Source organism: Bradyrhizobium sp. UFLA05-109 (assembly GCF_054185165.1).
The window spans coordinates 1-20,540 of the sequence record NZ_JBBIAR010000009.1 but is presented as its reverse complement, the minus strand read 5'-3'; the positions used below and the strand labels follow the sequence as shown (position 1 = coordinate 20,540).

The following is a 20,540-nucleotide window of genomic DNA, read 5'->3' as shown; positions in this document are numbered from 1 at the left end:
GAATCATGACCCAAGAATGAAGCCACCTGCTCGCTCTTGGAAAAGGGCTTCACCGTTTGGCTGGCATCGCGCTGGCTCGGGCCCGACAACAGGGCTGGCAAGAACAACGAAGATCAGCTCGTCGTGGAATTGCCATCACGAAATCTCTCTGGCTCATCTTACCGCACGTAATCGACACAGAAAGAGCTTCGCTTTTCTGAGCTTCCTGCTCGGGAAACTGTGGAACATCTAGCCGGAATTTGGCGGGGTTAGCAATTTCAACCGCCTCTTTCGCAAGTCCTTCCGAAAGAAACGCATCGACACGATTACGACGTCGCGAGCGATCCGCTTCATAAGCCTCAGCGCGAGCGCAGGCGGTCGCAATGGGATACTCAATATGCAGATGGTGTCAGCTGTTCTCCTTTATTCTCGGCGATTTGTGACAGAGGCGTCGCTCGCCTGCACAACCTGGAGCGGCCCAGAGGTAGTCCGTGCGGACAGTCTGAGACTCCGGAATGTGGACATCATCGCGCTTGCGCTTGTGGCCGGACTACCTTGGTCGACGAGCCTAACCAGCATACTTGGAGTAGTGCTCTTTTTTGCCATTTTGACAACGATTCGCACCGAGCGGATTCTCACCGTTGTCAGTCATCCCGCCGGCGCTCTGCCGCTCGCGCTCGTATTGCTAGCGGCGACAGGGGTGACCTGGGCAGGCGGAGTACCTTGGCCGGAGCGGCTGAATGCTCTCGGAAAAATGGCCAAGCTGCTGCTGCTCCCGCTCCTGTTGTTCCATTTCCAATCCAGTCCGCGCGCCAAATGGATGTTCGCAGCCTTCGTGGGCTCGAACATGATTCTGCTGGTCTACTCGTTCGTTGCATCGGTAATGCCGGAACTGGCGATTGTTCAAAGAGTCGGTGGCTTCGGCGTTCCCGTGAGAAATTACATTGACCAAAGCCAAGGGTTTTCGCTTGTTGCCGTGGCTTTGGCCGGCGTTGCATTCGAGGCCGCCTCTCGGCAGAAGTATTATTTGGTTGCTGCGCTGGCCGTGGTCAGCTTTCTATTCTTTGCTAACCTTGCCTTTATCAATGTCGCCCGAACGGCGTTCTTCTATTTACCGATCATGTTGGTCCTCCTGACAATACGTTACGCAAGCCAAAGAACTGCGTTGGCGGGATTCATCGGAGTCTGCATCTTATGCGGGGCGTTGTGGCAGACATCCCCCAATCTCCAACGAAAAGTCTCTGCAATTTTCATAGAAGTGGCTGCATTCCAGCCGGATGCCCAGATTGGAGAGAAAGAGCCTTCAGCAGCTGAAAGGCTTGAATTTTGGCGCAAGTCGTTTCAATTCATTGAAAGCGCACCTGTCCTGGGTCATGGGACTGGTTCGATCCGACGTCTTTTCGAGCAAGAATCGGCTGGGCGAACTGGAATATCGGCGCTCGTTGTGAGTAATCCTCACAATCAGACGCTTGCGGCCGCGGTGCAATGGGGCAGCGTCGGGATCCTCGCTGTCTGGGCAATGTGGATAGCGCACGTACGGCTGTTCCGCAGCAGGGCCCTGGTTGCCTGGATCGGAATGCTTGCGACAGTGCAGAATATTGCAAGCTCGATGTTCAATTCGCACCTGATGGACGCGTACGAAGGCTGGCTCTACGTATTGGTGGTTGGAATTGCAGGCGGAGAACTGTTGCGGGTTCAGGGTCGTAAGCCGGCCCCTCTGGAGTCCGCCATCGCGCCTGGTTCGCGGGATGTTAAGTAAGGCAAGAGCGATCCGCATCCGCGCGACGTGCAGGGAATCTTTACAATTTCGAGGACGCTCCGGCACGGACCCGTTCATTTAAAAAATGGTTTGGCGGAACGCTCGTCAAGATGGCCATCTTTCAATTCCGCTCAGCCCTGCAGTGCCAGTTGGCTCTGCAGGGTGTTGCGCGCTTCGTACGCCCGGTTGCAATCAAGGCCCGCGGAATGCGATCTCCTTACTGGCCATGCTGACGGCGGTCAGCCTCTGAAAGGCTGACCACTTCCAACGAGGTCTTGAAGGTCGATGGGATTGGAATCGCTAAAAGTCCGAAAGCCGAGCTAAAACATCGGCCTAGCCGTCGCCTCTTGAAAAGGCCTGCTGCCCTGTTTGCGGCCGGCCAGCCCATGCCGGCGCTCAACCGATGCTCTCTGCTGCGACCAGGTTTGCTTCAAACAGCTGCCGCTGATGGCCCCGGTTACCACTCATTGATCCAGATTCGCATTTCGCCTTCGCCACGGTTGGCCCAGCTGAACCACGGAATGAATGTCAACCGCTGCGATTGGCGCTGGCCTGGCACTTTGTCGTAGTGATAAAGCGGTGCATCTTCAGCGAGCGCGTGCTGCAAGCGGAACCCCTCGGCCTGCAGCAAAATCTTGCCGGCAAAGAGGCCCCTGCCTTCAACAAGCGAAAACCGGCTGTCTGCATCGAGCCAAACATTGTGTAGCTCCGGCCCGTTGTCGGCTTCTTCCAGACAATAAACCAGAGGACCGCGCTGAATAGCCACTTTGCCGGCGAGGTGGCGAAGTTGCGGATGACCGTATACGCGGCGTGCCTTCATGGGCAGCATCAATTCGACGCGATCGCCTTGCCGCCACGTGCGCTTGATGTGCAGATAGCCTTTGCGCGACTCGCAATTGAGCGGTTCGCCGTTGAGCCTGGCCTTTGGCGCGCCGCACCATTCCGGCAGGCGCAAGGCCAGGGTATGGGTGATTGGCTGCTCGGATTCCACGGCGATCTCCACCTGGTCCTCCCAGGGATAGTTCCCGCTCATGCGCAGGCGCAGCGTATGCTCTCCGATCGGAAGCGCCACGCTGTTGCCAACGTAGAGATTGACATAGAGCGCGTCGGAGCGTGACGTATAGATGTAGTGGCCGATCGATGTGAAAAGGCGCGCGATGTTCGGCGGACAGCAGGCGCAGGCGAACCAGGGCTGTCGTACCGGTGTGACATGACTGTAGATGCGATTGGCGCGCAGCGATTTGGGATGAACTTCAAGCGGATTGACATAGAAAAAATGGCGTCCATCCAACGCGATGCTGCCCAGAACGATGTTATAAAGCGCGCGCTCCATCACGTCGGCATAGCGACTATCCGCCTCCATCTCCAGCATCCGGCGGGCGAACATCATCAGCCCGATCGAGGCGCAGCTCTCCGCGTACGCAGTATCGTTCGGCAGATCGTAGTCGCTGCTGAATGCTTCGCCAGCGCCTTGCGAGCCGATACCGCCAGTAATGTAGAGTTGTCGCTGCACCATGTTTTGCCATAGCCGCAGGCAAGCCTGGCGTAGCTGCTCGCTCTGAAGCAAACGCGCCAGATGGGCAACCCCGGTCATGAGGTAGACAAACCGAACCGCGTGACCTGTTGCCGTCCGCTGCTCCGAGACGGGCAGGTGCGCCTGGCTATAGGCCTTATCCTTGACCACCCGGGGCGTGCCGTGTGATTGGCGGTGACCGGATCGCTTCTCATATTCTATGTCATAGAAGTGCGGCTCAGTGCCGCGTTGCTCCACGAAATAGTTCGCGAGTGTGAGATATCGGCGCTCCTCCGTCACTTCGTAGAGGCGCGTCAATGCAAGTTCGATTTCCGGATGGCCATCATAGCCTTGTATCTGATGGCCCTCCGGGCCAAAAACCACGGCGATGCGGTCAGCTAACGTGCAAACGACTTCCAGCAGGCGCCGTTTGCCAGTGGCCCGAAAGAAGGCGATGGCCGCTTCAATCAAGTGGCCGGCGCAGTAAAGCTCGTGGCATTCGCTTAAGTTGCTCCAGCGCTGTCCGGGCGCCTTTACCGTGAAATAAGTGTTGAGATAGCCGTCGCCGCACTGGGCGGCCGCAATCAATTCAATCAGGTCATCAGCGGTTTTCTCCAGTTCTGGATTGGGCGTTTGGCATAGCGACCAGGCGACCGCTTCCAGCCATTTCGCCACATCACTGTCCTGAAAAACCGTGCCGTAGAATTCGCCCTTGGCTTGGTTGGCCGCGATCCGGAAGTTTTCTATCGCATGGCTCGGTGGAAGTTCGGGAATACGATCGTTCAGCGCCTCCCACTGATAAGGAATCGTCACCTCCCTCACCAGTTGCTGGCATTTTCCAATGACCGCATCCGTGATCTGTAAGTCATGGAGATTTACGTCCGTAACCGTCGGCTGAGTCATCTGGTCTCCTTCGTGTCGGGTGCACGGGCCCATACTTCACGAAAGCCTGCGCCATATCTTATTGTCGAGATCGCGGGGTGCGGCTGGGCAGCCCGAGCACGTCCTGCCTATTGTGGTCAGCTCATCCGTCTTTCGCGTTCGTCCAAATCCGAGCGTGACCAGCGAATGAAGCGTTCCTTTGGCAGTGCAACCCGAACCTGACCCCAGGGCGGAGACCGAACCCACCGTTTTCAAATAGAATGCGACATTGTTTGACGCTCGATACGAACGACATTGTCGATTTCCTTACATCGCGTAGACCAGCACGCTATCAAGACAGCAATTTCTGTGCCGGGAACAGGCGCAGATCGTTCATCCGTGGTCGGTGTCCATCACTTGATCGGGGGGCAACGCGGATTCCGCGCGCCACCTTCGGCCCCGGATCGATTTTCGCTTTTGCGTTGCCGATGTTTCGGTTCCGGCGGGGCCCCGCGCTTCGTAGTTCTGGCTGCAGTCGAGAGCGGTTGCTCGCGGACTGGTCATGCTGAGGTCGAGCCGTCGGGGCGATTGCGTTCGCGTCGGCTTTCAGACTTCAACGAGGATCTGCGAACGTTCGATCTCGGTGAATTGCGCTCGGCCTTGCAGCTCCGATTCACTCCTCAGGACGCCGCCTGCTCATTCCTCCGATCGCAGTCGAGACCGGTTGAATCCGGGCTCCACGAGTGACCGCGCTGCCGCTGGTGAGCCTCAAAGCCAATGGTTAGCGTTGCGCAGGTGCCCTCCGGTCGATGCTCACGTCGGCTAATGCTGGCTTGTCAAGCCTTCGAGATCTGTCGCAATAAGCCAATCGCTGGAAGCACAGACGATGCGACCAGGTACGTCTGTTGGACACCGCCTGATCCCGGTGTGTCCGAAGGGGTGTCCAGCTCATAAGTCTGCGCAGTGCGCGGGTTTCAACGATGCCGCGACTGGATGCTTCGGTACGCCTGGGATTGTTCGAGGGCGGAGCGTCTGTAAGATATTTGTAGAGTTTCTCTTACAAAATCGCCGCCTTGTAAGAAATGTGCAGTGGCGTCTAGCTTGTGGGAGCGTCCGCCGATGGCGGCCCGGGCTTTACTCGCTGCGGTCACCGAGCCTTGGGTCTCGGCCCTTTCGGGTAGCAATCCCTCGCGTAAGATATACTGAGCTCCTCGCCGGGGGCACTCGGGAAAGGGGCCCGCCGCCATGAAGCATGCCGGCGTCGCTTTTCACTGCCCCTGTCCCGGGTGCCCTTTTAACCGGTCTCCTCGCGGCACTCGGTCCCGCGTGCCGCCTGCGGCGTCGCTATGCTCACGCTCCTGCGGGTGCCATTTTCAGTGAGGCGATGCGCTCCGGGCGCACGCCTGGTCCCAGGCGACAGTCTCGTCATTGGCCGCAGAATGACACATCGCGCTTTTGTGATCCTATTGCTGGCGCTTGTAACTCCTCCCATTTTGGCGGCGGACGTCAGCGCCATTCCACGCATCGATGGCAAAGCCCATCTCAGGCAAAAATGCAGCTGTCGTGCTGAGGGATTTCAGTTTTGACGAAGGACGATCCTATTGCTCGATCGATCGTTCGAACGCGCTTCTCATTGGTTTGCACCATTCGTCGGCAGCACAAAAAGTCTATCCTGCGTGTGCGCAAGCGGGCCGGCTAACGCGTCAAAGGCCGTCTCCAAATTGGCATAGGCGGCCTCCTTCAACGCGACATCGGCGGGATCCGCCTCCGTGTAGGTGGCCGCCGCCTCGGAATAGTTCGCGAACAGAGGCATTTGGCTCTCGTTGGTCCAGCCTAGGCCGAGATGTTGGAAGTGATCGGCCGGCAGGGTGACCCGGCTGTTGTCCAGCTTCTCAAGGTAGTCCGCCGCCCAATCGTGGATTGTATAGGCTTCAAGTTTGTCCATCATCGACCGCCAGCGCTTGATACGCTCATCGCGCGGCATCTCGGCCGCCTTGAATATCGCGGCTGCGATCTCTTCCGGGCGGTTCGGATCTACCAGCAGTGCTTCATCCTCATTGAAATCTTCAGCCGCACCGGCAAACTTCGATAAAATCAGAACGCCGGGATCGTTCGGATCCTGTGCGGCAACATATTCTTTCGCCACCAGATTCATGCCGTCAGCCAGCGGCGTCACGACCCCAATGTGCGCGGTACGGTAAAGACGCGCGAGTGCGGCCTGGCTGAAAGGAACGTTTTCGTAGTGGATCGGCTTCCACTTGTCGGTGCCATGCTCAGCATTGACCCGATCAATCGCGTTCTTAACATCTTCCCCATACTCCTGATACGCTTCGATATCGGCGCGTGAGAGGGGCGCGATCTGCAAGAGCGAGATGCTGCCTGGATCGGCCGCAAACACCTGATTGAAAGCTTCGACCTTCTTGTCGATACCCTTGGTATACTCGAGCCGGTCGACGCCGATCGCAAGCTTGGGGCCCTTGAGCTCCTCCAGCAAAGATGAGATTTTTTCTTCCTCCTCGGCAGGAAGCTCTGCAGCAAGATTTTCTGCGAACTGCCTCGGATCGATACTGATTGGAAACTTTTGACATCGCGATTGGCCGTGCTCCGAGCGCACAACGCCATCCTTGCTCTCGAGCCCGAGATGTGACTTCAGACAGGCAAGGAAGTTGTTCACGTCCCGGTTTGTCTGAAAGCCGATCAGATTGTACTCCAGCATCGATTTCAACAGTTCAATATGGTTGGGCACCCGTTCGATCATGTCCGGCGTCGGCCATGGCGTATGTAGGAAGAAGCCGGTCGGCCGCTCGACGCCGAGGCGATGCAGATCAGCCCCGAGCGGAATTAAATGATAATCATGCACCCAGAATGCGTCCCGATCGCGCAAGTCGAACGCCGCGTGCGCGAATTGGTCGTTGATCGCGCGATAGCTTTCGTAGTCACCTTCCGAACCCGAGATGCGGTCGGCGAGGGAGTGGAGCACCGGCCATAGCATCGAATTCGAAAAGCCTCGATAATAGCCACGATAGGGCTCGGCCGGCAGATCCAGCCTCGCCACATAGCCTTCGCCAATCTTCGCGAGGCGCAGGGGCCGCTCAGTCCCATCGCTGCGCTCGTCCGAGGAGCCCATCCAGATCGCGCCGGAACGTTCCACGACGGGCTCAAGGGCCGCGGCAAGCCCGCCGGCCCGGGGTTTCGTAGGGTCGAAGGGCGAAACGCGGTTCGACAAGACGACAAGCTTCATGTCTGATTGCTGGGCTGCCGCATTGAGGTTGACCTCCGGCTGGACCGAGACATCGAGACCGGCAGGACCCGTATCGCCTTGAGGCTCGCGTCCCTGTGATGGCCCGCTCAGGTCCTGGTCCAAGACCGCCTCGTCCATCGGTTCATGTTGCTGAGTGGCATGTATGGCCCCACCTGGAATCGACGCTGGCGCGTTGAGTGTGTCAGAAATTCGATCCATTCCGTATCTCCGTTCGATACAGCCTTGCGGACTTCTTATTTTCTCACTTTGTCGATTAGTGGGTGCAGCTTTCTGGAATCTGACAAGTCTTATAGTCAGTGTCAGATTGCGTCCTTTCGCGACCTTCGCGCTTCGTGCACCATGTTGATGCCGCTATCAACTGAGCGCCCTCTACGAGAGCTGATCTGTGAGATCGGCTCCAAGATGAAAGGCTTTGCGCGATTCATGCGTCCGGTGGCGTTTCGAGGACGTTCAATGCGGATGGCCTTGCGATGCTCGTGATGATCGGTCCCTGTGAGATCGCCCTTTCGGATAAAGCTGCGCCCCTTGCCTTCTAGAAGGCGATCGAACGGCAAGCGGTACGGGCCGGCAATGGCAGAGGCACAGCTATTTTCCGCCGGCGCGTTTCCCGCGCCTTTGCATCGCGAATCAAAATAGCTGTACCTCTGCCATCCTCCGCTCTGCTTCGGCCCTCCGCTTTGCTTCGGGTTCTGGTCCGTTCCGCCCGCCGTCAGGTGATCGCCACGAAGGCCGCGATGGGCGCGGCCGATCCCGCAAAGGACCTTACCCATGGCCACCGACCACGACGACCCTCAATTCGAGCCGCTCCATGCTTCGTCCCCGACCGATCACGTTCTCGCCGAACTTCAGCTCTTCGGTTTCCGTCCCTTGCAGGACGAGCCCGATCCACGGCCGCTTCCCGAAACCAAGATGATCACCGGCGCCGTCGCCGATATCTTCGATGCTCTCGTCGCGACGCTGAATGACACGCGCCTGGAACCTGACCTTAAGGACTTGCTCTGGTCGACCGTCAGTCTCTTCCATCGCGCGGCGGACCGCATTGAACGCGAACTCGACGCCAACGAGCAGGCGCAGCAGGAGAGCCAACGCGAGCAGAATGGCTCGGAGGTGCGATCCGTCGAGCTCGAACGGCTCATTGCCCAGGGCATTACGCTCATCGAACGCCGCAGCGTCATGGAGCTCTTTCGCGACCAGGCTGCCGAACACTTCGAAGTCCACACCGGTTCGCCTTGGCGGCCGCGCTCCGGGTCAGTCGTCAACCATCGTACCCTCACCGCCGCGATGATCGACAGCCGCGATTTTCTCGCTGCCAGGCGTAGGGCCGAAACCGAAATATTGCTCCCAGCTGGGCCAAAGGTCGCACTTACCGGTGGCCTCGAATTCAACGACGTTTCGCTCGTCTGGGATCGCCTCGACAAGGTCCACGCAAAACATCCCGATATGGTTCTCCTGCACGGCGGCTCACCGAAAGGCGCCGAATTGATCGCTGCAAAATGGGCCAGCCATCGCAAGGTGCCGCAGATTGCTTTCAAACCGGACTGGACAAAACATGCGAAGGCCGCACCGTTCAAGCGCAACGACGCGATGCTCGACGTCATGCCGATCGGAGTCATGCACTTTCCGGGCACAGGCATCCAGGACAACCTCGCCGACAAGGCGAAGAAGCTCGGTATCCCGGTCTGGAAGTTTGGCAAGGACGGCGCGTGAGCGCCGTTCTGACTGACGCTGAAAGCTAGGGCGCGGCACGTTGAAAGAATCGATGTCGCAGGATTCGATGGTGCATCGAGACACCGAGCCGGCGGCCCGTTCCTCTTCGTTCCTTGTTCGCTTCCTTGTCCGCTTCCCTGTTCGCTTCCTTGGAGTTCCACGATTCACGCGAACAGTGACCCGGAAGGTGCGCTCCTTCGGTCGTTGTCGTACCGAAATGCGCTGGCGCGCGCATAGCGGGCGCCAAGTCATCTCGGCGGTATCTATCAGGTATCTTCCAGTCGGCCTTTGATTTGAAGCGCCTGTCTAAGCTTCCGTGTACGAAATAGCGAGGTTTTCGCAGATGGACGCAAACGCCTTTTTCGCTTCGGCGTTCTCGAAGCAGAAGCGTACCCCTTTGTCACCACGCTCGATCGACCAGTCCGCCTTGTATCCTCGCGAAACGCGGGAAGCCTCCTCGCGCAACTGATCCAGTACTCTTCCATAAGCACGCACAATTACACAGTTTTCCATCTCAACGCTCATTGCAGAAAAGTAACACAGGCCAAGCAACACATACCCAGAAGGCGCCGCTATGACAAATGCGAATCTTTGGCCGGCCGCCACCCAATGTTTTCTCGGACATGAAGTCCAACTCGGCGCATGTTTTCCTCGCGCGCTCGGCCTTCTACATTAAGTTCCTGCAGCTGCCGATGTAGGCGAGCCAAGAACTTATGCGACGTCTTGTGCTATTGATTTGGTCGGATGGGCAGCTTTTGGTGCGCGCTCGGGCTAGCGATTTCTAAGAAATGCGATGGATCCGCAAGGGCGCGATGCTGGTCGCGTTTTTCCCGGTAATAGCCTCGAATGTCTACTGGAGTTGGACGAACGATTGTCTGGCCGGCCTATTTGCGCTTGCAGCCTGCGCAATCGTGGACCGTCTGATCAAGTTCGCGATGATCCGCCGTGCCTATGCCGAGATGCGAGCGCTCTGCGGGGCCGAATGGGAAAACGGATAGGCAGCTGCGACCATCCGGCCAAGGCGAGCAGCGGCCGCGAGCTTGCGAGAGCAAGCCAGGCCGACCTGATCGTCGGATCTGACTCGGGCGCGTAGTCGGCAAAGCTGTTGGCCGGCACCACGAAAGCGGTTCTTTCGGATTCTGACAGGCGGGCCAATTGCGACGAGGCGGCATCGCCGATGTTTGTTACCGGTGATCCGCCGGTGCAGCCACGTGTGCTCGCGACATATTGTCTCCCGTATCACCTCATCGCGCTCGCCATCATGACGTTGCGGAAGCCGAGTGCCAAGTCGTGCGAGAACGCGTGCTCGTTCGTTGCCGCTGGCATTCAAGAGGGGTGAGTTCTGGTCACTACGAATCGCAACCTACGTACTGATACGGAGGTCGGCCGTCGCATTTTCTTGATCTGCGATATGCATCTTCATCTGCATGTCACCATACAGACCAATCTACGATCCACACCTCTGGCGCCGTCGTGCGCAGGCCACGCGAATCAAAGCGGATGAGCTCGAACCTGGCAAACCCAGAGACAGGCTCCTGAAAGTCGCCGAGGAATACGACAAGCTAGCCCAGTACGCAGAAGGGCGCGACGTGTACAGAACCGACCAAGACTCGGATTCGTGTCACGATTTCTGATCGTTCTCCTCTGTCGCGGCTGAATCCTCGAGCGACTCGGCTTCGAGCCAAGACGCATGCGTTGGACGGGTGCTTTGGACCAACGCCTTGGACGGATGCCTTGGCCTGATCTTTGCCAGTTGCTTTCCGATGCGGCACTTCGTCGCCCGAGGATGTCGGGGCCTTCGGCGAAATCCTCTGCATCATGCGCGTTGCCGATCCACAACGTACGCGCCAACTGGCGCGCCGATGGTTCGGAACGCACACACTTTTGCCGATAATCGATCTCAAAAAGTCGAGAACGATCAGAGAGGCAAGCAGTATTGAGCCGGGCCGAAAAAAGCGTGGTCGAGCACATGCTCGCATCATTGACAATCAGCGCGCTGCAGAGCCGGGCCGCTCCTACCCACGAACAGGTGATGCACCATTTGGAGCTTGCGTACGAAAGAGCGGGTCTCATCCCGACGCGGGCCTCTACCATCCGGGTACTGGAGCGTATCTCACATGAGATCAATAAGGCCGAGACGGTGTTGGAGTTCATCGGCCGAGGCGAGGGGCATCCACACTGAGTTGAGGAATGTGGCTCCCTCACGCTCCTCGCTCATCACACGATATGAGTGACGGAAGGAATCTGGAGTCGGGTCCAACTGGCGGTCTGACAAGTCCATCTCGTCTTTGATCTGCGCAGCGATGCCATTGTGCCTTTGATACCGTCGCCAAGGAGCCCAAGGGCGCTGTCGCGAGACCGGCATCCCTCGGGCGCAAGAACGAGGCACGATCATAGCGCGATTTCGATCGAGTGCTTTGTCGTGTTCGGCTCGCAGAATAACAAATGGCGAGCAGCGCCTTGCCATCGTCGCTCGGCCGTTTGAACCACCTTGTCGTGTTTGACACGCCAGCCAAGCTGGCGCTGCAGGTGAATGCAGAGCTGCCTTGGGTCTCAGGTCAATCGTCGATGGGCCGAAGATCCATTCGTACGAGACCTTTCATTTCTGTCCAGCGTTCGAGCTCGCCAAAATGTTGATGTCGTGCCAGACGCATTTTGCGAGTAGCGCCAATTGCGGAGGGTGAAACGAGTTCCTAACTCCGCAAAAGCTATCGGGCTAACGCGATCCAGATTGGAAGTGTGAAGGACCGCTCGCAAGGGACGTTTTGGTCGATTCCAACAAAAATCGGACGCAGCGGTCGAATTGTCCTTGAGACCTGAATCGCTGCAAAACTGCATCTCCATATGATGCGGGAGTTTGCGCCGCGATTTGATCACGTTTTGGTTCTATACAATAAGTCGCGCCGTGGTGGTGGTGGAAGGCGCAGTCCCTACATCTTTTGAGCGGGAACCACCACCGTGCTTGCCCTTGGACTTGCCCTCAATCTCGTTGGGCTCGGCCTCTTATTCTGGCTGACCTTTGCTCTCGCAGTCTATGCCCTCCCATTCTTTGTTGCGGTCAGCGCCGCGGCAATGGCATTGGAACGCGGCGCCGGGGTGACTGGCGCGTTCATTGTCGCCATCATCAGTGCCGCCTCGATGCTCGCTATTGGTCAATTCGCCCATTCGATGGCGCGGCCGATCATCTTGCGCGGCATGATTGGCGCGGTTTTTGCCATTCCGGCAGGAATTGCTGGATACCATGTGATGCTCGCCTTATCGCAGATCGGCGTATCCTCGCCGTTCTGGCGTGAGGTCTTCTCATGCGTCGGCGCAATCTTCATCGCCGGGAAGGCCTGGACGCAGATCACTGTCTTGACCGAGCCAGAGGCGGCGCCGGGCACGTTGACCAATTCTGCGTCAACCGGCTCTCTCGTCCGCGACGCCTGAGGAATCGTTCCTGGCCAGCTTCGTCTGGGTTGCTCTTCCTCGGTCGGAGGTATCTAGGCCTCATTAGAGGAACTCTTCGGGAGAGGGCGGACTTCGTAAAGGATCAATCGGACGTGCCGGCTCATTCGGCCCTGTCACGGGCCAGTGGAAGGGGCTTGGTTGCGGCTTTTTACCTAGCGGCAATGTCGCCTTTTCCCGCACGCTCTTTCTTTCTCTGCGCCGAAACCTGCGGCCTTCTTGTGATGCAAAGCGAGGTCTGCCACGTCTTTTCCCACTTCAGTCTGTGTTCAGCGCTCGGACGCACCTCGCCTCGTTGGCTTGATCTGGCCGAAGACCGGCTGCGCCTCGATCGTCTGACCGCAACGCCGTCGGTTGAGACTTTCTTCCCCTGGGCTACGCCCATTCCTCGCGAGGCAAGAAAGTCTCCCCGTCAGCGTCCTCCGCGTACGCTCCGGCCCGAGCGGGTGCGTCGCCGATCGTCTTCGGCCTTCAGATCGCCATCGAGGCCGCGGTGGTCGCGGGGCTCGAAACAAACCAAGGAGAAGTGACAATGGCTAGCATCGGTTCTTTCAAGAAGGTCGGCTCCGATTTCCAGGGCGAGATCGTCACGCTGAGCCTGCAGGCCAGGGGCGTCCGCATCGTCGCCGAGGCCAACCGCACCAACGAAAACGCTCCCAGCCACCGCGTCTATGTGGGCCGGGCAGAGATTGGGGCGGCCTGGTCCAAGCGCTCTGAGGAAGGTCGCGACTACCTCTCGCTCAAGCTCGATGACCCCTCGTTCAACGCGCCGATCTACGCCAACCTGTTCGACGACGAAGGTGGCGAAGGCTACACGCTGCTCTGGTCGCGGCCGCGCAAGTCCGGCGAGTAAGCCTCGCCCCGCCTACGCCCCGCCCGATCTACTCGGGCGGGGCGTTCTTTGACGCCAGCGGACGGAAAGTGAGAGGGGCGAATTATGTTGCAGCGGATCACGACAACGACGTCGCTCTTAGCCGTCCAAGATGATGAGAGACGAGTGAATCTTCAGAGATGAGCGTCTCGATCTTCCGGTACCATCGAATTCATGCGCGGAACTCACCAGAAACTAGAGTCAACGAGGTGTTCACTCCTCCGTCAGGCAGCTCAAGCATGATCCTGACAAGTGTGAGGCGGTTTTCCGGAAAGATCATGCGCCAAAGCGCGATGACGATTCATCCGAAACTCATCGCGCTTTAGAGGTCGGTCCCCACCTTGATCGACGGGCGCATAGCCGAAATCTTCAATGGCGCCTCGCGGAGGGGCGGCAACAAGAAAAGCATGGTCACCGGAAAGACGGGTCGCGGCGATTCCCGATGATGGCGCCGAGATCGTGCCGAAAGCCGAGCGCGACAACCAACTTCGCCATGACAAACATGGGTCCGACCAACAGATGGGCAGGATTGTCGACCACTGCCGGTCGACGGCGCTCAAACACCAAGTGCCCTATGACCAGCGATGCAACGCCGAGCACAGTCAGGACGGCAGTGAGCGACCACATACCGAGGGTCGTCACATGGTTGAGGATCACGGCCGCGGCTACAAGCAATGCGATCACAGCGCCAAGAATCGCGGCGCCAAGCTCGAAGTCGAGCACGAGCCAAAGGATCAGCATAGGTGCAAGCGCGATGGTCGCCACGCTGATCTGAAGCCCGAATAGTGTGATAGCCCACAGACTGAGCGGAAGACTGGCAGCCAGGAATAAGAACAGGATGCTGATGACGTGCATCGCGCAATTCCAGGGATCGCGATGATACTCCACGTAATCCGCGAGCAGCCGACGGAAAAAGGAGTTCATGCCGCGCTCGATTTGTTCGTCGTCTCCGCAGCCACGATACAATTTATCATTTGCCGAGCGCATGTTGGCCCCCTGTCGAAAACGTCCGGTGCTTAAGCGCAGGAAAGCCTCACGTCAAATCTAACAAAAACATCATATTTGGTAGACTCGTGTAACCCGCTCCCTCGATTGCCTGAACATGTTTGATGACGAAGACGGCGAAAGCCACACGCGCGTTTCGTGGTGACCGGGCAAGAAAGGAGTAAGCTTAGTGCGCCCGCTCGATCCGCATGGAAGCAACGTTCTTTGAAGCGGGCAGTAAGGCACGGGAGGAACGTCGTGAACTGCTCCCCGTTTTGACCGGACACCGGCGTTAGCCGGAGGAGCTAGGCCTAGTCCTAGGCATACGCCTATGTCCGAGACGTTTTCAAAGGTGGAAGTCATCACCGGCGTTGCCCGCCGGCGACGGTTCACGACGGAGCAGAAGCTCCTGGTCGTTAACGAGACGCTGCAACCGGGCATGTCGATCAGCTATGTTGCCCGTCGCCATGGGCTCTCCCCGAGCCTGGTCTTCCGATGGAGGCGGCTGATGAGCGAAGGGGGCAAGGAAGCAGTGCGGGCGGATGAGGATGTGGTCGCCGCATCCGAGGTCCGGCGGCTGGAGCAACGGGTTCGAGACCTCGAACGCATGCTCGGCCGCAAGACCCTGGAGGTCGAGATCCTCAAGGAGGCTCTTGACCTTGCGCGGGTAAAAAAACCGACCTTGCTGTCGCGATCGCAAGCGCCGGAGGATACCCCGTGAAACGGATCGCAGAGACCCTCGGGGTGGCCCGCTCCAACCTGGTTGAGCGAGTTGACGGCAAGCGTCCGAAGCGCGGTCCCCAGATCCGCGCCGGGGATGTGGAGCTCATGTCTGATATCCGGCGCCTGGTGGATAGCCGGCCGAGCTATGGATACCGGCGGATCGCCGCGCTCCTCAAGCGCGCGCGGCGATCCGCCGGCCACGATCCCGTCAACGCCAAGCGCGTCTACCGGCTGATGAAGAAGGGCGGCTTGTTGCTGGCCCGGCATACAGGGCGCCGCATCCCGCGGGCCCATGATGGAACGATCATGACAAGCCACTCCAACGTGCGTTGGTGTTCGGACGCGCTGGAGTTCACCTGCTGGAACGGCGAGATCGTGCGGGTTGCCTTTGCCCTGGACAGCCATGACCGCGAGGTCATCAGCTGGGTGGCCACAACGGCTGGGATCTCCGGCGAGATGATCCGGGACATGATGGTCCACTGTGTCGAGCAGCGGTTTGGCGACATGCGCGCTCCACGCAAGGTGCAATGGCTGACCGACAATGGCTCCATCTTCGCTGCCTATCGCACTCTTGAGATTGCCGCGGCCCTGAACCTCGAGCCTTGCTTCACGCCGGTCGAAAGCCCCGAGAGCAACGGCATGGCCGAGGCGTTCGTGAAGACCTTCAAGCGCGACTATGTTCGTGTGAACCCGATCCCCGACGCTCGCACCGCGCTGCTGCGGATCGACAACTGGATGGAGGATTACAACTCAGAACACCCGCATTCCCGGCTGGGCTACCGCTCGCCGCGGGAGTACATTGCATCACTCAAACCAGCCGAGTGTCCGGTCTAACGGGGTCAACTCCACGTCGGTTTCTCTCGTTTCAATCCGCGGCGGGACGAACAGAACGCGTCCGATTGGAACTTGCGAAGCCGCCTGGTCTGACGGACTGCCGGGACTGACTTGGTCGTGCAGGCCGTGGGCAAGTCGGCGGCTTAGTCAGAATAGAGGAGACAAGGTCGGTGCCAAATGCGAAGGGAGCGGAGAGACCCATGTGCCCGCGGGCAGGCAATTCAAGCTCTTGCATTGGCACCGCTGCGGCTGGGCCCGGACGGCGCGGCTGGAGGGGCATTGTACGGCAGAGCGCCGGCAATTCGGGCCATCAGTTGCCGCAGCCACCGGTGGGCGGCGGAATGATGCGTCCGGGACGTCCAGGTCATCCCGACTTGAAACGGCTCCGGGAAAGGACACGACGTGGCCACGACGGATTTGGCGATGTTCGAAGCGATGCGGCTTGGCACCGTCGAAATCAGATCTGTGCCGGGGAGAATATGGGTGAGATCGGAAATGCTCGGCACTGTGACCACCTGGTTGAGCGAGAGGCCGCGTTCGTCGAGTCCTCTGAGATAACCTGATCGCCAGGTTCCGCCATAGGTGACGACGGCGTGGCTCGCCTTGACATAGTCGTCGATACGGAGCCGCCTAGCGGCGAGCAGATGGTTGCGGTGCATGACGCACACATAGTGGTCATCCAGCAGATGACGATGATAGAAGCTGTCCTCATGCACGTCGTATGGGCCGACGAGAAGATCGGCTTCGCCGCGTTTGAGATACGCGATACCTTTGGCGCGCGCCGTCTTGATCTCCAGCACCAGGCGCGGCGCCCGGCGCCTAATCTCGGCGATGGTACGCGGCAAAATGATCGAGCGTTCGTAATAGTTGCAGGCGATTGTCACCCGCCCGGACGCGCTTGCGGGATCGAAATCCGTCGGCTGCATTAGGCCTTCAAAATCTTCGAGCAGGCGGCTGGCACATTCGACGATCTCGATGCATCGGGGCGTTGGCGCGATGCCGCCGCGCTGGCGCACGAACAGCTTGTCGCGGAACGCCGCGCGTAGCCGATCCATGGTGTAGCTGATCGTCGATTGATTGGTGCCGAGCGCCTCGGCGGCCTTCGAGAACGAACCCAGTTCCGATACCAGGCGCAAGGTACGGATCGCGGCAAAATCAATCGCGAATGGATCCCAATCTTTTGCCATCTCCTCAAGACTCTCCCGGCGGAAACCCGATGCGATATCGAAAGAGTAGATAAGGAATATCAACTCTGTCCGATTGTCCGACAACTATTGCCAACGCAATCTGCTCGAAAGTGGGACTTAAGAGGGCAAGCCCGCGACCATCGACCGAACCATGGAGATAGCTGGCCCATGAATGTACCCAAACCCTTTCCGCTCAATGCCTGGTACGCGGCTGCGTGGTGTCATGAGATCGCCCGCGAGCTTTCCGCCCGCACCATCTGCGGCAAGAACGTCGTGCTTTACCGCCGCACGGATGGCGCCATCACAGCGCTGGAGGACGCCTGCTGGCACCGGCTGCTCCCGTTGTCGCTCGGACATCTCAAGGGTGACGATGTCATGTGCGGCTATCACGGGCTGGTCTTCAATTCGGCCGGCCGCTGTTCCTACATGCCTGCACAGAAGACCATCAATCCGTCAGCCTGCGTGCGCGCCTATCCGGTCGCCGAGCGACATCGCCTGGTCTGGCTATGGCCCGGCGATCCAGCGCTGGCAGACCCCGACAAAATTCCGGATTTTCACTGGAATGGTGGCACACAATGGGTTGGCGAGGGTGGCACGTTCTATCGGTTGAAATGCGACTATCGCCTGGTGGTCGACAACCTGATGGACCTCACGCACGAGACCTACGTGCACGCCGGCAGCATCGGTGACGAGGCGATTACGGCTGCGCCCTTCGATGTGACCCACACCGACAACACGGCGACGATGACGCGCTGGATGATCGACATCGAGCCGCCCCCGTTCTGGGGCCGGCAGCTTGGACAGCCGGGCCGTGTCGACCGTTGGCAGATTGTAACGTTCCAGGCACCGTCGGTCGTGGTCGGCGACGTCGGCGTGGCGCTGACAAATACGGGCGCGCCGCAAGGCGATCGCTCGCACGGCGTCAACGGCGCGTTCTTGGCGGCGATCACGCCCGAAACCGAGACGACCTGCCACTATTTCTGGAACTTCGTCCGAAATTATCGGAAGGATGATGTGGAACTGACGAAAGAGCTCCAGCTCGCCCACGTCAATGGCGGGGCGGGCGTCTACGATCAGGATCACAGGATCTTGGAGGCGCAGCAGGCCGCCATCGACAAGAACCCGCGTTCGCCCTTCTACGATCTCAACATCGATGCGGGCGCGCTCTGGGCACGGCGGCTGATCGACCGGATGATGGCCGGCGAACAGGACGGCGTGATCGAAGACGTTGCGGCCGAGTGAGCGAAAAATCATGGCCAAGCCGATGGAACGGATCAGTGCACGCCTTTGCGCCACGCGCGATCTTACGCCCGACGTCCGTCTTTTCGAGATCGAGCCGGATCGGCCGTTGATCAAGGCAACACCTGGCAGTCACATCGATATCGTCGTGCCGATCGACGGGCGACCGCAGCTGCGTAGCTATTCCCTGGTGGGACCTTGTGCGGACGGGCTCTATCGCATCGCCGTCAAGCGGCTCGCTGCCAGCCGTGGCGGGTCTGTCGGCATGTGGCGCCTCAAGGCAGGCGAACGGCTCACGATCAGCGAGCCGCAAAACGGCTTCGAACTGAGCTACGGCCGGCCGGACTATTTGCTGCTGGCCGGCGGCATCGGCATCACGCCGATCTACACAATGGCGCTGGCGCTGAAGCAAGCGGACGCGAAATTTCGCCTGCTCTATGCCGCGCGCAGCCGCTGGGACCTGGCGTTCGCGGACGAGCTTGCCCGCTACATCGGCGAACGGCTCCAGCTCGTCGTCAGTGAAGAAGGACAGCGCATCGATATCGCCGGCGCGATCGCGCAGCTGGATCCGCGCGGCGAGCTCTATGTGTGTGGCCCGTTCGGCATGTTGGACGCCGCCAAGCGCTTGTGGCGTGAGGCGGGCAGGCCAGCGCCGCATCTCCGCTATGAGACGTTCGGCAATGCCGGCAACATTGCGGACGCGCCGTTCAAGATCAGGATTCCCAGGTTGGGTCTGGAAATCGACGTCCCAGCCAACCGCTCCATGCTGGAGGCGCTTGAAGATGCCGGCGTCGACATGATCTTCGGTTGCCGGCGGGGAGAATGCGGCCTTTGCGTGCTGCCGATCATGGAGGCGTCTGCCGAGGTCGATCATCGTGACGTGTTCTTCAGCAGTGAAGAGCGGGCGGCGAACAGCAAGCTCTGTACTTGCGTGTCGCGCGCGGCGGGCGGTAATTTAACCATCGATACGCCTGATCGAGCGCGGATCCTGCGTCGTGACCCCGACCCCGGCGTGGTGTGGGATGCAGGCGCCCCGTAAAACCGCCGCGCAAATCTCGCACCTCGAATATCGCGCCCAATCTCGCAATGCCGATGAAGAATGGGATTATCTTTCAACCCAAAGAAATTGTCTCAGCCAAGCGCAAGGATTGCGGCCGGGAACCACAATCTGTTCGGTTGCCTTGCGTCCGGTCTGCCGCGCAGAAAGAACACGCGCAGAAAGAACAAAGGTGATCGCCAGTTGCGGTCAGTGGTCGCAACCCAGTCAGTCCACCTAACTTCGGTCCTCGTGACTATGGGGCCGAGGAGGTTTGGCGAAGACTGAAATTTTATGCACGATTTGGGGTATGAAATGCCCCAAATCGCGCAATACGATAGCTACCCCTTACCCGTCCTCGACCATGCCGACCCGTCCGGCTGCGCAGGGCGGAAGCTTTCAGATGGGCGCCATGGCGACTGCGCTGCTCGGAATCACAGCTACTTGACAGCGACTTGGTGATTGGCCTCGATCGCCCCTTGTGCTCCGCTTCAATACCCCGCGCCGAGCTCGCCACCTACCGATACTCGAGCACGGTTTAATGGCGATCAGCTGACCAACCGCCTCTTCGCGCCGAATGAAGGCGCCCCACCGCAATTCGACGAACGGACGCGGCGGGCCGAAATCCGCCAGCTTTGATGGCTCGGCGCGTGAGGAATAGTGCTTGGTCCTACGCTTTGGGTGCTTTTCGCCTCGGCATAGCGATGGGTTGAAGGCCTCTTCGAGACAGGCGGCCTATCGTAGCGTTAGGTCAGACCGATATCGCCACTCGATCGTCCATGAACGGCCAACGGGAGAGGCTCGGTGGCGGGCTTTCCTTAGCAACAATGTCGCGCTTTCCTCCACGCTCTTTCTTTCTCTGCGCCGAAACCTGCGGCCTTCTTGTGATGCAAAGCAACGTCTGCCACGTCTTTTTCCCACTTCAGTCTGTGTTCAGCGCTCGGACGCACCTCGCCTCGTTGGCTTGATCTGGCCGAAGACCGGCTGCGCCTCGATCGTCTGAGCCGCAACGCCGCCGGTTGAGACTTTCTTCCCCTGGGCTACGCCCATTCCTCGCGAGACAAGAAAGTCTCCCCGTCAGCGTCCTCCGCGTACGCTCCGGCCCGAGCGGGTGCGTCGCCGATCGTCTTCGGCCTTC

Annotated in this window: 13 protein-coding genes; 8 read left to right on the top strand and 5 right to left on the bottom strand. The window is 59.3% G+C overall.

What is annotated here, in order from left to right:
• Nucleotides 1-496 precede the first annotated feature (496 nt).
• Nucleotides 497-1,738: an O-antigen ligase family protein gene (locus Q3C01_RS08325; protein WP_458144841.1), complete on the top strand. Its 1,242-nt coding sequence runs from the start codon at nucleotides 497-499 to the stop codon at nucleotides 1,736-1,738.
• A 457-nt stretch (nucleotides 1,739-2,195) separates the two neighbouring features.
• Here Q3C01_RS08325 and Q3C01_RS08320 read toward each other — a convergent pair whose 3' ends face one another.
• Nucleotides 2,196-4,154, bottom strand: a complete 1,959-nt coding sequence (locus tag Q3C01_RS08320) for a glycoside hydrolase family 127 protein (protein WP_458144840.1) — start codon at nucleotides 4,152-4,154, stop codon at nucleotides 2,196-2,198.
• 1,588 nt (nucleotides 4,155-5,742) lie between these two features.
• Entirely contained in the window at nucleotides 5,743-7,572 is a 1,830-nt protein-coding gene (locus Q3C01_RS08315; RefSeq protein ID WP_458144839.1) for an alpha,alpha-trehalose-phosphate synthase (UDP-forming), read from the bottom strand.
• Between the two features lie 570 nt (nucleotides 7,573-8,142).
• Between Q3C01_RS08315 and Q3C01_RS08310 the strand changes: the two genes are divergently transcribed.
• Nucleotides 8,143-9,081, top strand: coding sequence for a DUF2493 domain-containing protein (locus tag Q3C01_RS08310; RefSeq protein WP_458144838.1), 939 nt, complete (start codon nucleotides 8,143-8,145; stop codon nucleotides 9,079-9,081).
• Nucleotides 9,082-9,387: 306 nt separating this feature from the next.
• On the opposite strand, the gene Q3C01_RS08305 is transcribed toward Q3C01_RS08310, so the two are convergent.
• On the bottom strand, nucleotides 9,388-9,687 hold the full coding sequence (locus Q3C01_RS08305; RefSeq protein ID WP_458144837.1) for a hypothetical protein: 300 nt from the start codon (nucleotides 9,685-9,687) through the stop codon (nucleotides 9,388-9,390).
• Between the two features lie 206 nt (nucleotides 9,688-9,893).
• Here Q3C01_RS08305 and Q3C01_RS08300 point away from each other — a divergent pair, with 206 nt between their 5' ends.
• The 3 genes from Q3C01_RS08300 to Q3C01_RS08290 all read left to right on the top strand — a co-directional run bounded on the left by Q3C01_RS08300 (nucleotide 9,894) and on the right by Q3C01_RS08290 (nucleotide 13,381).
• On the top strand, nucleotides 9,894-10,079 hold the full coding sequence (locus Q3C01_RS08300; RefSeq protein ID WP_458144836.1) for a hypothetical protein: 186 nt from the start codon (nucleotides 9,894-9,896) through the stop codon (nucleotides 10,077-10,079).
• Between the two features lie 2,080 nt (nucleotides 10,080-12,159).
• Nucleotides 12,160-12,510: a hypothetical protein gene (locus Q3C01_RS08295; RefSeq protein WP_458144835.1), complete on the top strand. Its 351-nt coding sequence runs from the start codon at nucleotides 12,160-12,162 to the stop codon at nucleotides 12,508-12,510.
• A gap of 550 nt (nucleotides 12,511-13,060) precedes the next feature.
• On the top strand, nucleotides 13,061-13,381 hold the full coding sequence (locus Q3C01_RS08290; RefSeq protein ID WP_458144834.1) for a DUF736 domain-containing protein: 321 nt from the start codon (nucleotides 13,061-13,063) through the stop codon (nucleotides 13,379-13,381).
• 429 nt (nucleotides 13,382-13,810) lie between these two features.
• Here the strand turns inward: Q3C01_RS08290 and Q3C01_RS08285 are convergent, their stop codons facing one another.
• Entirely contained in the window at nucleotides 13,811-14,386 is a 576-nt protein-coding gene (locus Q3C01_RS08285) for an Mpo1-like protein (RefSeq protein ID WP_458144833.1), read from the bottom strand.
• 328 nt (nucleotides 14,387-14,714) lie between these two features.
• Between Q3C01_RS08285 and Q3C01_RS08280 the strand changes: the two genes are divergently transcribed.
• A protein-coding gene (locus Q3C01_RS08280; RefSeq protein ID WP_458144832.1) for an IS3 family transposase occupies nucleotides 14,715-15,940 on the top strand; the annotation gives its coding sequence in 2 pieces (ribosomal slippage) (nucleotides 14,715-15,051 and nucleotides 15,051-15,940; 1,227 coding nt in all).
• Between the two features lie 221 nt (nucleotides 15,941-16,161).
• On the opposite strand, the gene Q3C01_RS08275 is transcribed toward Q3C01_RS08280, so the two are convergent.
• On the bottom strand, nucleotides 16,162-17,127 hold the full coding sequence (locus Q3C01_RS08275; protein ID WP_458144831.1) for a LysR family transcriptional regulator: 966 nt from the start codon (nucleotides 17,125-17,127) through the stop codon (nucleotides 16,162-16,164).
• Nucleotides 17,128-17,295: 168 nt separating this feature from the next.
• Here Q3C01_RS08275 and Q3C01_RS08270 point away from each other — a divergent pair, with 168 nt between their 5' ends.
• Nucleotides 17,296-18,369 (top strand): aromatic ring-hydroxylating dioxygenase subunit alpha, encoded by a 1,074-nt coding sequence (locus tag Q3C01_RS08270; protein ID WP_458144830.1) that lies wholly within the window; start codon nucleotides 17,296-17,298, stop codon nucleotides 18,367-18,369.
• Between the two features lie 10 nt (nucleotides 18,370-18,379).
• Nucleotides 18,380-19,405, top strand: coding sequence for a PDR/VanB family oxidoreductase (locus Q3C01_RS08265; protein ID WP_458144829.1), 1,026 nt, complete (start codon nucleotides 18,380-18,382; stop codon nucleotides 19,403-19,405).
• Nucleotides 19,406-20,540 lie beyond the last annotated feature (1,135 nt).